At 67.7% G+C, this 12,857-nt stretch carries 10 protein-coding genes; 4 read left to right on the top strand and 6 right to left on the bottom strand.

What is annotated here, in order from left to right; all coding sequences use genetic code 11:
* The 6 genes from G3N99_RS23770 to G3N99_RS23745 form a co-directional block, all read right to left on the bottom strand.
* Window positions 1-2,306, bottom strand: a 2,306-nt coding sequence (locus G3N99_RS23770) for an alpha/beta hydrolase (protein ID WP_206123612.1), incomplete at its 3' end; no start/stop codon positions are given.
* A gap of 457 nt (window positions 2,307-2,763) precedes the next feature.
* Window positions 2,764-3,939 carry an ABC transporter ATP-binding protein gene (locus G3N99_RS23765; protein WP_206123611.1) on the bottom strand — a complete coding sequence of 392 codons (1,176 nt, stop codon included), beginning with the start codon at window positions 3,937-3,939 and terminating at the stop codon, window positions 2,764-2,766.
* A complete protein-coding gene (locus G3N99_RS23760; RefSeq protein ID WP_206123610.1) occupies window positions 3,936-4,589 on the bottom strand; it encodes an ABC transporter permease in 654 nt (217 codons plus the stop codon). Before G3N99_RS23760 ends, G3N99_RS23765 begins: the two co-directional genes overlap by 4 nt.
* A 10-nt stretch (window positions 4,590-4,599) precedes the next feature.
* Window positions 4,600-5,511 (bottom strand): glycine betaine ABC transporter substrate-binding protein, encoded by a 912-nt coding sequence (locus G3N99_RS23755; RefSeq protein WP_206123609.1) that lies wholly within the window; start codon window positions 5,509-5,511, stop codon window positions 4,600-4,602.
* The gene (locus G3N99_RS23750; RefSeq protein ID WP_206123608.1) at window positions 5,508-6,224 is read right to left on the bottom strand and encodes an ABC transporter permease; all 717 of its coding nucleotides are present in this window, start codon (window positions 6,222-6,224) and stop codon (window positions 5,508-5,510) included. The genes G3N99_RS23755 and G3N99_RS23750 overlap by 4 nt, the downstream gene beginning before the upstream one ends.
* A 620-nt stretch (window positions 6,225-6,844) precedes the next feature.
* Entirely contained in the window at window positions 6,845-7,939 is a 1,095-nt protein-coding gene (locus G3N99_RS23745; RefSeq protein ID WP_206123607.1) for an AraC family transcriptional regulator, read from the bottom strand.
* Window positions 7,940-8,190: 251 nt separating this feature from the next.
* Between G3N99_RS23745 and G3N99_RS23740 the strand changes: the two genes are divergently transcribed.
* The 4 genes from G3N99_RS23740 to G3N99_RS23725 all read left to right on the top strand — a co-directional run.
* Window positions 8,191-9,582 carry an APC family permease gene (locus tag G3N99_RS23740; protein ID WP_174939163.1) on the top strand — a complete coding sequence of 464 codons (1,392 nt, stop codon included), beginning with the start codon at window positions 8,191-8,193 and terminating at the stop codon, window positions 9,580-9,582.
* A 57-nt stretch (window positions 9,583-9,639) separates the two neighbouring features.
* Entirely contained in the window at window positions 9,640-11,037 is a 1,398-nt protein-coding gene (locus tag G3N99_RS23735) for an aspartate aminotransferase family protein (protein ID WP_174939164.1), read from the top strand.
* A gap of 30 nt (window positions 11,038-11,067) precedes the next feature.
* Window positions 11,068-12,492 (top strand): aldehyde dehydrogenase family protein, encoded by a 1,425-nt coding sequence (locus G3N99_RS23730; protein WP_206123606.1) that lies wholly within the window; start codon window positions 11,068-11,070, stop codon window positions 12,490-12,492.
* Between the two features lie 145 nt (window positions 12,493-12,637).
* Window positions 12,638-12,857: M81 family metallopeptidase (locus G3N99_RS23725; protein ID WP_206123613.1), on the top strand; the 220-nt coding region annotated here is incomplete at its 3' end.

The following is a 12,857-nucleotide window of genomic DNA, read 5'->3' as shown; positions in this document are numbered from 1 at the left end:
CCGCCCATGCGCGCGATCACGGCGCGCGCGGCCTGGTACTGCGCGTGCCGGCCAGGATCGAGCGTGTCTTCCAGCAGGATGTCGTGGCCGAGCACGCCTTGCGTGTGGCCCGGATAGATCATGAAGCCGGCCGCCTCGTCGGTGCCTTCGCTGCCGTCCTGCCAGAAGCTGCCGTTGCGTTCGCGGCGATCGGGATGGGGCGCGAACCACGCGTCGCGGTCGGCGGCCGGCATCGCATGATGCAGGCGGAAGAACACGCGCATCAGGTTGTCGCGATACCACTCGCGTACCTGCAGATACCAGCCGCGCATGCCGGGCGCGCCGAGCGTGTGAAGCACGCGGACCGGCAGCGGCCAGTCGGGAAACGCCTGTAGCGGCAGGTCGGTGGGCGCGGGCCGTGCGGTACCCGGGTCGGTTTCCCACGGCAGTCGATGCGGGCTGTCGTCGAGTTGGCCGTATGCGGTCGGCGGGCGGCCCCACAGTGCGCCGCCGCCGCTGGCCAGCGATGACGCGATGCACAGGTTGCCCTGCACGACGAACACGTAGAAGCGCGTGAACCAGTCGGCCAGTTGCTGGCCGTCGGCGCGTTGTGCGACGAGCGTCGCGAGTTCCTGGTCGAAGCGCTGCAAGCCGCGCTCGAGCGTCGGCAGATGCCCGCGCGCGACACGCAGCATGCGCCAGAACACCGGCAGCGAACGCAGCAGCCGCAGCGGGCGCCAGCGCAGCGGCGGCGTCGCGCCGCCGATCTCGCCGCTGTAGTTGCCGGCCGACACGCCCCAGTCGGCGAGACGGGCGAGGAACAGGTCGTTGTTGATGTAAGACGCGCCGCCATAGAGCGCGGTGAATGGTTCGTTGTCCTGCATGACGCGTGCATCCCAGCGCGCCATGATGGCCGGGATGCTGCCGGCCGCGCGTCGTTGCGCGTACTCGACCAGCCGGCTCGGCTGCGGCGGCAGGATCTCGGCGATGTTCGCGGCGGTCAGGTGTCGATGCCAGCCGTAGCTGCTGATCGGGCGGTACTGGAGCAGCCACAGCTGCCGGCCGTCCCACGCCCATTCGACATCGCCCGGCACGTAATGGAATGCGCGCAGCACGCGCTGCAGGAAGGCCCACAGCTGCGTCGCGCCCAGGCCGTGCGCGGTCGGGAACGCGCCGCGCTGCCACGGCTCGCCGAGCCGCGACAGGATCGCGCGTTGCGGGCTGGCCTGTCCGTCGGCGAGCGTTTCCAGGTGGCCTTCCACCCACTCGACTTCAACCGCGAGATGCCGCACGAAGGCAATGCCGGACAGTACGGGCGTGATGAAGCGCTGCACGACCGTTTCCTCGAGGCCGCCGTCGAGCAGCTCGGCCACGCGCGCGGCCGCCTGCGCTGCCGGTACGCGCAGGAACGTCGTGTGCAGGCCGGCGTTGGCCGCATCGGCCTGGTCTTCGCCGTGGCTCGACGAGCGGATCGCCCACTCGGCATCGGGCTGGCTCGCGAGAAAGCCGGGCAGGCGCGGATCGTCGGCGCGGGTCAGCGACAGCGCGGGCGGCACGGGCAGGCCGGCCATCGTGGCCAGCGCCAGGCGCCCGCCCTTGGTATGCGCGACGAAGCCGGCATCGCCCGCTTCGAGCCATTGCACGAATGCCGCCGGTGCGTCGATCCACGGATAGTGTCCCCAGCCGACCTGCAGCGTGACGGTGAGGTCGGCGCGCGCGAGGATGGCCGACCACGCGGCGGCCTGGCGCACGCCGAGCACGTTGTCCTGGTCGCCCCACACGAGTTCGATGCGATCGGCGACCCACTCGAGCAGCGGCAGCGCGGTATCGGCGCGCACGAGATCCCAGTGCGGCAGGAACGCGCGGCAGCGCGCATAGCCGGCGCCCATGCGGCGGTACTGTGCGCGCGTCCAGGTCAGGTTGGAGAACTTGCGGGCGAACAGCGCCGGGTAGTGCGCGAGCAGCCAGTGGATGGTCTTGCGCAGCGGATTCGGCGCCATCAGTTTCGGCAGGCGTCGTTCCCACAGGAACGCACCGACCGGCGCGAGCAGCACGCTGCGGCTGAAGTGGCCGGGGCGTCGCTGCAATGCGTGCAGCACCAGCAGCGCATTCACGCCGACCGCCATGATCGCGTGGCCCGGCTCGGTCGCATCCAGCAGCGCTTGCGCATACGCGGCGAGATCTTCGCAGGGCGGTGCGGGGTTGTCGCCGAAGCCCGGCAGTTCCAGCGGTACGGGCCGGTAATGCCGGAAGTGGGGCAGTGCATCGTCCCACCAGTCGGCCGCGCTGCCGTTGCCGGCGAGGAGGTACAGGATCGGTTTGCTCATGGAGGCGTCGTCGGCGGGCGATCGTCGCGGTGGCGCACGCGGTCGAGGCGGCGCGGCGCCGTTTGCGGATGCCACGGGTCTTGTTCGTGTTGTCTTGTTCGCGTTGCGCCGGTGCGAGTGGAATGGAAGGGCGGCCCGCTCGGCTTGATGTTCGATTGTTGCGGGCATTCTACGCGAGTCGATTTCATTCGATTCGCGATTCATTCCGTGTGTCGGATTTCTCGATACGCGATCGATACGCGTGACCGGATGTCGATTGAAAGAAGTGAGTCGAAGCCGGTGAACGATCCGGGTCGAATCGCGCACTTCACGCAACCAGAGTGGTTTGACGGCTTTCCGTTGAAGGCGGCTCAGGCAGCGTTTTATCGCCATACATAGCCGCGCGTCTTCGCAATCGCGCACGGCATCGATGCGCATCCCCAGAGCCGGTACGACGGCGCACCGGCCCGGAGACGAATCAGTGCGTGGCGGTTGCCACGACCGCTTCGGCGGGGCTGCCGGGCGGCTGGCCCGTCTGCCGGCGCGAGCGGCCCGAGCTGAGGTACGCGGCGATCGAGTCCTGCGTGATCTCGCCGAGCCATGCGCCGTCGGGGTCGAGCACCGGCATCCACGACGCGCTGTACTGGTACATCTTCGACAGCACGATGCGCAGGTTGTCGTCCGCCGCGACACCGGCCGGGAAGGGCGTGACGCGCTCGCCGCACACGCCGCCGTCGGTGCGCGCCGCGCGGCGCGTCACGTAGCCGAGCGCGCGGCCCGCGTCGTCGAGCACGGTCAGGTAGCGGCAGTCGGTTTCGTCCATCACGGCGAGCGCGTGCGCGAGCGGCGTATCGACCCGTGCCGTCTCGGGTTGCGTGGCGGCGTCGCCGGCCTTCACGAGCAGCAGGCGCTTGAGCGTGCTGTCCTGGCCCACGAACTGCGCGACGAATTCGTCGCGCGGGCGCGCGAGCAGCGTGTCGGGGTGATCGTACTGCACGAGCTGGCCGCGCCGGAACACGGCGATGCGATCGCCCAGCTTGATCGCCTCGTCGATATCGTGGCTCACCATGATCACGGTCTTGTTCAGTTGCCGCTGCATCTGGAAAAACTCGTTCTGGATCGATTCGCGATTGATCGGATCGACCGCGCCGAACGGCTCGTCCATCAGCAGCACCGGCGGATCGGCGGCCAGCGCGCGAATCACGCCGATACGCTGCTGCTGCCCGCCCGACAGCTCGCGCGGATAGCGTTTCAGGTACAGCTTCGGATCGAGTGCGACCATCGCCATCAGGTCGCGCGCGCGTTCGGCGCAGCGCTTCTTGTCCCAGCCGAGCAGGCGCGGCACGACGGTGATGTTTTCTTCGATCGTCATGTTCGGGAACAACCCGATCTGCTGGATCACGTAGCCGATGTGGCGCCGCAGGTCGACCTCGTCGAGCTGCGCCGTATCCTCGCCGTTGATCAGCACGCGGCCGGATGTGGGGGCGATCAGCCGGTTGATCATCTTGAGCGTGGTGGTCTTGCCGCAGCCCGACGGGCCGAGGAACACGCAGATTTCCCCTTCGGCCACCGACAGGCTCGCGGCATCGACGGCGCGCACGGCCTGGCCGTCCTTGCGGGTGAAGGTCTTGGTCAGTTTGTCGAGTTCGATCATGTTTTCTGCACTCCCTTCGGTGTCAATGCACGCTGCAGCATCTGCAGGAGTCGGTCGGCGACGATCGCGAGCAGGCTGACGAGCACCGCGCCCACCAGCAGTTTCATCATGCTGCTCTGGCCGATGGCGCGCAGGATCAGCGTGCCGAGCCCGCCCGCGCCGACCACCGCGGCGATCGTCACCACGCCGATGTTCATCACGACCGCGGTGCGCACGCCCGCGAGAATCACGGGCACCGCGAGCGGCAGGTCGACGAGGCGCAGGCGCTGCCACGCGGTCATGCCGATGCCGGTGCCGGCTTCCTTGATGCCCGCATCCACGTTGTGCAGCGCCAGGTAGGTGTTGCGCATGATCGGCAGCAGCGAGTACAGGAACACGGCCGTGATCGCGGGGGCAGCGCCGATCCCCTGGCCGAAGCGCGAGAAGAACGGGATCATCAGGCCGAACAGCGCGATGGACGGCAGCGTGAGCACGATGGTCGCGACGCCGAGCAGCGGCCCGGCGAGCCAGTCGTGGCGGTTGATCAGGATGCCGAGCGGCACGCCGGCCACGATCGCGCAGCCCACGGCGATGCCGACCAGCCAGATGTGCTGCAGCGTGAGCTGCAGCAGTTCGGGCCAGCTCGACGCGAGATAGTCGAATACGTTCATTGGTTTTCCTTCAAGGCAGCTTGTGCGCGCGCAGGAACGCGTCGGCGACGTCGCGCGGCGACTTGCCGTCGAGGTCGACCTCCTTGGCCATCGCCTGCATCACGTCGTTGTCGAGCGCGGCCGACAGCGCGTTGAGCTGCGTCGCGAGCTTAGGATTGCGCTCGAGGGCTTCCTTGCGCACCACGGGGGTTGCGTTGTACGGCGGGAAGAAGTGCTTGTCGTCCTCGAGCGGCACGATGCCGAAGCCCTTCACGCGGCCGTCGGTCGTATAGACGAGGCCGATCTTCAACTGGTTGTTGTGCAGCGCCGTGTAGACGAGCCCCGGATCCATCTGCTTCAGTTGCGCGCGGCTGAACTGCATGCCGTAGGCGGCGAGCAGCGGCTTCAGCCCGTCGGGGCGATTCGCGAATTCCGCGTCCATCCCGAACACGTAGTGCTTCGCGGCCGGGTCGGTCTTCAGGTGCTCGGCGAGCTGCGAGACGGTTCTGATGCCGGTGGCCTGCGCGAGCGGGCTGGGCAGGCCGATCGCGTAGGTGTCGTTGAGCGGCGACGCGTCGAGCCAGACGAGCCCGCGGGGCACGTCGAGCGCCTTGACGCGCCGGTACATCTCTTCGGGCGACAGCTTGTCGTTGATCTTGTTGTAGACGAGCGCGGCGGTGCCCGTGTAATCCCACATGAGATCGAACTGGCCGTTCTCCAGCGCGCTGCGCGCGAGCGTGCTGCCGAGACCTGAACGGACTTCCACGTCGTAGCCGCGCGAGCGCAGGTATTGCGCGGTGACTTCCGCCAGCACGTATTGCTCGGTGAAGTTCTTCGCGCCCAGCACGAGCTTCGCCGCGCATGCCGGTGCGCTCGCCGCCACGCACAACGCAGCCACGGTACACAGGCGCGCGATCGATCGAATGGTGCGATGGAGCATCATGCCGCACCTCCGTGGCGTGCGAGCCAATGGCGGCTGCCGGCCGCGACGATGCCGTCCAGCACGAGCGCGAGGATCGCGGTGAGCGACGCGCCGAGCAGCAGCAGCGGCTGGTTGTCGAGATAGATGCCGGGGAAAATCAGCGAGCCGAGACTGTCCGCGCCGATCAGGTACGCGAGCGGGGCCGTCCCGACGTTGATCGCCAGCGCGGTGCGCACGCCGCCGACGATGATCGGCAGCGCATCGAGCAACTCCACCCGCACGAGCGATTGCCAGCCCGTCATGCCGATGCCCTTGGCGGCTTCGCGCAGCGCGGCCGGCACGTTCTTCATGCCTTCGTAGGTGTTGCGCGTGATGGGCAGCAGCGACGCGAGGAACAGCGCGACGATGGCGGGCACGTTGCCGATGCCGAAGATGCCGAGCGCGATGGCGAGCACGGCGAGCGACGGGATCGTGTTGCCGATGTTGAAGACCTGCATGAAGCGTTCGGCCTGATGCTGGAATCGCGGCCGACTCAGCAGCACGCCGGCCGGCACGCCCACGGCGATCGCGAGCGCCATCGAATAGACGACCAGCAGCATGTGCTGGCCCGCGTAGTACGCGAGATCGTCCGCGCGCTGGCTGAACGTGTCGGCGCCGATGCCGCGCGCGAGCGCCCAGGCGATGGCGACGATGGCTATCAGGCTGCCCAACAGCTGGACAGTGCGTCGAGTCATGAAGATACACCCCCTCGATCTCGGTGCGGCACACGCGCAGGCGCGCGCCGCGTAGACGCCGGATGGCGCCGCGACGGAAGTTCGTGATCCCGGCATGGCCGCGATTTGAACTGACGGAAACAGTCCTGCCGGCCGCAACGAGGTGCGACTGGCGTTCGAGTGAACGCAACGCTGCGTTCGTCTGATTGTCATGTTCAGCCCGGCGGCGCCGTAACGGCGAGGCGCGTTCGAGCAGGGCACCGTCATGAGACGGCATGGATGCGGCTGGCGTGAAACCTGCCGCTGGGGCCGGAGGCCCCCTTGACGTGGCGAAACGGATGCATGCGCAACGAATTGCGAAATGACATCACGTTGCGCACGAGATCATGCATTTTGTGATGAAGTTGGGTCGAGTATAGAGTAATCGAATGATCGCGTCTACCTTGAGGGCGATCGCGATTGTGCACCGCCGATCGTGTGAGGGCGCTGAAGCAGGGGAGGATCAAGCGTTCGGAAAATGATTCGAATTCCGAATCGATAGGCGAGGCCGTTGTCTCGAAGCGGATTTCGCGAGCGGTCTCGCGTCATGCTTGAAGGTCATGCGCCGCCATGTATCCGCCCGAAATCCTGGCGCGTCCGGCTTACTCGATGAAGTCCGGATCGGCGCGCGGCGTTCTGCCGGTCCAGCGCCGATACGCATGACGGAAACTGCGCGGCTCGCTGTAGCCGAGACGTTCCGCAATCGCCGCGACCGTCAGCTCCGGGTCGTCGAGCATCCGCACCGCCTCGTCGCGGCGTACGTCGTCGAGCAGTGTCTGAAACGTGAGGCCGTCCTTGTCGAGCCGTCGGCGCAGCGTGCGCTCCGTCAGGTGCAGTGCATTCGCGAGCGCCGTCATCGACTTGAAACGCGCGAGGTCGCGCGCCATCAGCTCCTTCGCGCGATCGGCGAAGCGCGTGCCGACCGACGCGGCCCACTGCCGCTCGAGCGCCTCGCACTGGCCGTGCAGCGCATTGAAGCTGACTTCGTTCGCGAGCAGCGGCATCTCCGTGCCGTTCACCGACGTGAACACGAGCCGGTTGTCGCCCGCATTGAACGCGATCTTGCAGCCGAAGTGGCGCGCGTAGTCGGCCGCATTGCGCGGCGCGCGGCGCGCGAGCTGCACCTGGGCAGGCCAGACCGGCTTGCCGACGAGATCGGACACGATCAGGCGCAGGCTCGACAGGCACATGTCGACCTGGAACACCTCGAGATCGGGCTCGCCGTTGTAGCGGCTGATCGTCACGCTCATGCCGTCCGCGTGCGCATCGATACGCACGTCGAAATACAGCCCCATGAACAGCGGAAACTGGCCCATGCACCGGAACGCCTGCGTCACCGAGCCGCTGATCAGCATCGCGTAGCCGGCGAGGCCGAGCGTCGACACGTGCAGCCGCGCACCGATCGACAGCCCGATCGACGGCACGCCGCTGCGTTGCAGCAGGTTGTGGAAGCAGCGCTGCTCCTGACCGCGATTCACGTGCAGGTTCGGCGACGCGACTTCGTCCGCGCCGAGCCCCGTGCCTTCGAGCAGCGCGGCGCCGTCGATATGCCGCACGCGGCACTCGTCCAGCGCCACCGCGATCGCGTGGACGGTGGCGGGAATGTCCTCCTGGCGTCCGGCCGGACGCGCGAGGCCGAGCGACGAGCGCAGGCTGCGTTCGGCCCGGCTCTGGTCGGGATGGGAGCGGCTGTTCATGGGGCTGACGGGGCGACGGGGTCGCGTAGAACATAGCCGGAATGTCCGCAAAACGCCAGTGCGGCACAGCAGCATGCATGGCTCGCCGGCGCACCATACAGCGGCATGTCCGGAAATATCCCCTGATTACGTCCGCTTTTCTCATTCGTGGTCGATTTTTTGGCGCACCACACTTTCCTCCAGTCGTGCGCCGCCGGCCGTGCCGGGCGAACGAGTGTTGAAGCCGTGAACGCCACCCACGTGAGGACAGCATGGACAACGACAGCCCAGGTCGATACGCATCAGCCGCCGCGACGCATGACTTCGGCGCACACGCGATGCGAGGCGACGCGGACGAACGCCGCAAGCCGCATCTGCTCGGGCTCGCGACGCTGGTGATCTTCGGCCTTGCGTACATGCTGCCGATGACGGTGTTCACGACCTACGGGATCGTCACGAGCGAGACGAACGGGCACCTCACGGCCGCGTATGCGGTCACGCTGGTCGCGATGCTGTTCACCGCGCGCAGCTACGGCCACATGGCGCGACTGATGCCGAGCGCCGGTTCCGCCTATACGTTCGCGAGCCGCAACTTCGGCACATCGGCCGGCTTCATGGTCGGTTGGGCATTGCTGATGGACTACCTGTTCATCCCGATGATCAGCTACCTCGCGATCGGCATCTACATGAAGCAGATTTTCCCCGGCGTGCCGGCCGGCGTGTGGATCGTCGGCAGCATCGTGCTGATCACCGGGCTGAACATCGTCGGCATCCGGCTCGTCAATCGCGTGAACCTGATCCTGATCGCGAGCCAGCTCGTGTTCATCGCGATCTTCTTCATCGCATCCGCACGGGTCGCGTCGGGCGAAGGGCTGTCGATGGCCGTCGCGTTGCCGTCGTCGGGTGATGCGCGTGCGATTTTCGCCGGGTCCGCGATCCTGTGCCTGTCGTTCCTCGGTTTCGATGCGGTCACCACGCTGTCGGAGGAAACACGCGAGCCGAAACGCACGGTGCCGCGCGCGATCCTGCTCTGCACGCTGGCGAGCGGTGTGCTGTTCATGCTGGTCGCCTACGTCGGGCAGGTGGTGTTTCCCGACTGGCACGCCTTCAAGGATCTCGATTCGGCCAGCCTCGAACTGATGCGGCGCATCGGCGGCGGCACGCTGTCGGCATTCTTCGTCGCCGTGTACGTGGCCGGCTGCTTCGCGAGCGCGATGGCCGGGCAGGCGAGCGTGACGCGCGTGCTGTTCGCGATGGGCCGCGACCGGGTGCTGCCCGAACGCGTATTCGGCCATCTGCATGCGCGGCTGCGCACGCCGGTGCGCGCGACGCTCGCGGTCGGCATCGTGTCGCTGTCCGCGCTGTTCATCACGCTCGACCTTGCGTCGACGATGATCAGCTTCGGTGCGCTCGTTGCGTTCGCGGTCGTGAACCTGTGCGTGATGCGCAGCTATCTGTGCCGCCCCGAGCATCGCCGCTTCGCGGGCTGGATCACGTTCGGCGTGATGCCGGCGATCGGTTTCGCGATGAACGTATGGCTGTGGTCGGGCCTGTCGCGCCAGACGTTCTACGTCGGCACCGGCTGGCTCGTGCTCGGACTCTGCCAGCTCGTGTGGCTGACGCGCGGCTTCACGCGCCCGGCGCCGACGCTGTCGATGAATTGAATGACCGTTGGCCGACTGCCGGCCGCCGGCCCTGAAACCCTGAAGGAGGAATCATCCATGAACGCTGTTGACGTCAATCTCGATGCGGACCTGCAGGCCATCGGCAAACGCCACCTGCTGATGCATTTCACGCACGCGGATGCGTATCGCGACCACGCGCTGACCGTGTTCGACCGCGGCGAGGGCTGCTGGCTCGTCGACCGCAACGGCAAGCGCTACTTCGACGGGCTGGCCGGGCTGTACTGCGTGCAGGTCGGCTACAGCCACGGCGCGGAAATCGGCGACGCGATCCGCGAGCAGATGGTGCGGCTGCCGTTCGCGACCAACTGGGGTGTCGGCCACGAGCCGGCGATCAGGCTCGCGCACAAGCTCGCGGCGCTCGCGCCGGAAGGCCTGAACCGCGTGTTCTTCACGTCGAGCGGGTCGGAATCGAACGAATCGGCGATCAAGCTGGTGCGCCAGTATCACCAGTCGCGCGGCGAGCCGCAGCGGCGCAAGTTCATCGCGCGGCGCGTCGCGTATCACGGCACGTCGTTCGGCGCGCTCGCGCTGAACGGGATGACGAACTTCCGCAAGCATTTCGAGCCGCTGATGTCGGGCGTGCGGCATGTGGGTAACACGAAACGCTACGGCCGCCAGGTGGGCGAGACGGAAGCCCAGTTCACGCGCCATCTGCTTGACGAGATCGAATCGCTGATCGTGCAGGAGGGGCCGGATACCGTCGCCGCGATCGTCGTCGAGCCGCTGCAGAACGCGGGCGGCAGCCTGACGCCGCCGGCCGGCTATGCGGCCGGGCTGCGCGACATCTGCGACCGGCACGGCGTACTGCTCGTCGCCGACGAGGTGATCTGCGGGTTCGGCCGGCTCGGCGAATATTTCGGCTCCGCGCGCTACGGGCTGAAGCCGGACATCATCACGTTCGCGAAGGGCATCGCATCGGGCTATGTGCCGCTCGGCGGCGTGATCGCGAGCGACACGGTCGTCGACACGGTGCTCAATGGCCCGCAGCAGATGTTCCTGCACGGCGCGACCTACGGCGGCCACCCGGTCGCGTGCACGGCCGCGCTCGCGAACCTCGCGATCATGGAGCGCGAAGGCGTGCTCGAGAACGTCCGCAGCAATGAGGCCGTGTTCCGCCAGACGCTCGACGGCCTGCTCGAACTGCCGTGCGTCGGCGACGTGCGCGGCGACGGTTACCACTACTCGCTCGAACTCGTGACCGACAAGGCCGCGCGCCGCTGGGCGGCCGGCATCAGTGCGCAGGCGTTCGTGTCGACGCTGCTCGCACCCGCGATCTTCGACGCGGGGCTGCTGTGCCGCGCGGGCGTCGATCACGAAGGCACGCCGATCGTGCAGTTCTCGCCGCCGCTCGTGATGTCGCGCGACGAGATCGTGTGGTTCGTCGCGAAGATCCGCGACATCCTCGTCGACACCTATGCACGCGCGACGCGCTGAGCGCGGCGTCATTCATTTCAGGAGCATTCGATGCGAACCTCACAACAGTCCTATATCGACGGCCAGTGGCTCGATCCGGCCGATGCGCAGTCGATCGACGTGATCGACCCGAGCACGGCGCGGCCGTACGCGCAGCTCAGGATCGGCAGCGCGGCCGACGTCGATCGCGCGGTCGGCGCGGCGAAGCAGGCTTTCGATACGTACTCGCGCTGGCCGGTGGACGAGCGCGTCGCGCTGCTGCGGCGCGTGCTCGAGATCTACCAGCGCCGCTACGAGGAGGTCGCGCAGACGATCAGCCAGGAGATGGGCGCGCCGATCGCCTTCGCGCGCGCGGCGCAGGCCGCGGTCGGCACCGCGCACCTCGAACAGACGATCCGCGCGCTGCAGTCGTTCCGCTTCAGCACGCAGACCGATTCGCTGCTGGTGTCGCACGAGCCGATCGGCGTGTGCGCGCTGATCACGCCGTGGAACTGGCCGATCAACCAGATCGTGTGCAAGGTCGCGCCGGCGCTCGCCGCCGGCTGCACGATGGTGCTCAAGCCGAGCGAGATCGCGCCGTTCAGCGCGATCCTGTTCGCGGAGATCCTGGATGAGGCCGGCGTACCGGCTGGCGTGTTCAACCTCGTGCACGGCTACGGGCACGAAGTGGGCGACGCGCTGTCGCGGCATCCGGATGTCGACATGGTGTCGTTCACCGGTTCCACGCGCGCAGGCGTCGAGGTCGCGAAGGCGGCCGCCGATACCGTGAAGCGCGTGCACCAGGAACTCGGCAGCAAGAGCCCGAACCTGATCCTGCCCGATGCCGACATCGAGGATGCGGTCACGCGCGGCGTGCGCAGCTGTTTCAGCAACAGCGGCCAGTCGTGCAATGCGCCGACGCGCATGCTCGTGCATGTCGACCATCTCGCGCTGGCCGAGCAGGCCGCGCGGCGGGAGGCGGAGCGCACGGTCGTCGGCGATCCGCGTTCGACGGAAACCGGCATCGGGCCGGTGGTCAGCCGCACGCAGTTCGACCGTATCCAGCACTTCATCCGGCTCGGGATCGAAGAAGGCGCCACGCTCGTCGCCGGCGGGCCGGGGCGGCCGGACGGGCTCGGCGACGGGTTCTACGTGCGGCCGACGGTATTCTCGAACGTCACGCCGGACATGACGATCGCGCGCGAGGAGATCTTCGGGCCGGTGCTGGCGATCATGACCTACCGCACCGAGGACGAGGCCGTCGCGCTCGCGAACGATTCGGTCTACGGGCTCGCGGCCTACGTGCAGACGAAGGATCCCGAGCGGGCGCGCCGGGTGGCGGCGCGGCTGCGGGTGGGCAACGTCCATATCAACTACCCGCCGTGGAACCCGGCCGCGCCGTTCGGCGGCTACAAGCGCTCGGGCAATGGCCGCGAATATGCGGAGTTCGGCCTCGTCGAGTATCTGGAGACGAAGGGCACGACAGGGTACGCTTGAGCGACGCGCGCATGCGCTGACCGGGCGGCGGCGTCCTGCGGGGCGCCGCGCCCCTTTTCATCGATGGATCGATGGATCGATCGGGAGGAATTCGACGATGCAAATGATGGAGACGACCGAAGGCGCGCGCGGAGGAGCACGCGCGATGAAGATCCTGATCGCGCGGATGAACCACGAGACCAACACGTTCTCGCCGGTGCCGACGCCGCTTGCCGCGTTCGGCCGCAACGGCCCCGACTGGGGCGACGACGCCTGTCGCGCGAATCGCGGCATGCGCACCGCGATGGCCGCGTTCCTCGACGCGGCCGAGCGTGAAGGCGCCGAGATCGTGACGCCCGTGTCGGCGGCCGCGAACCCGAGCGGGC

Origin of the sequence: Burkholderia sp. Ac-20392 (assembly GCF_017104585.1) — a bacterium.
Lineage (GTDB): Bacteria > Pseudomonadota > Gammaproteobacteria > Burkholderiales > Burkholderiaceae > Burkholderia > Burkholderia lata.
The sequence above is the reverse complement of the archived record's forward strand: the minus strand, read 5'-3'. Positions and strand labels throughout refer to the sequence as shown.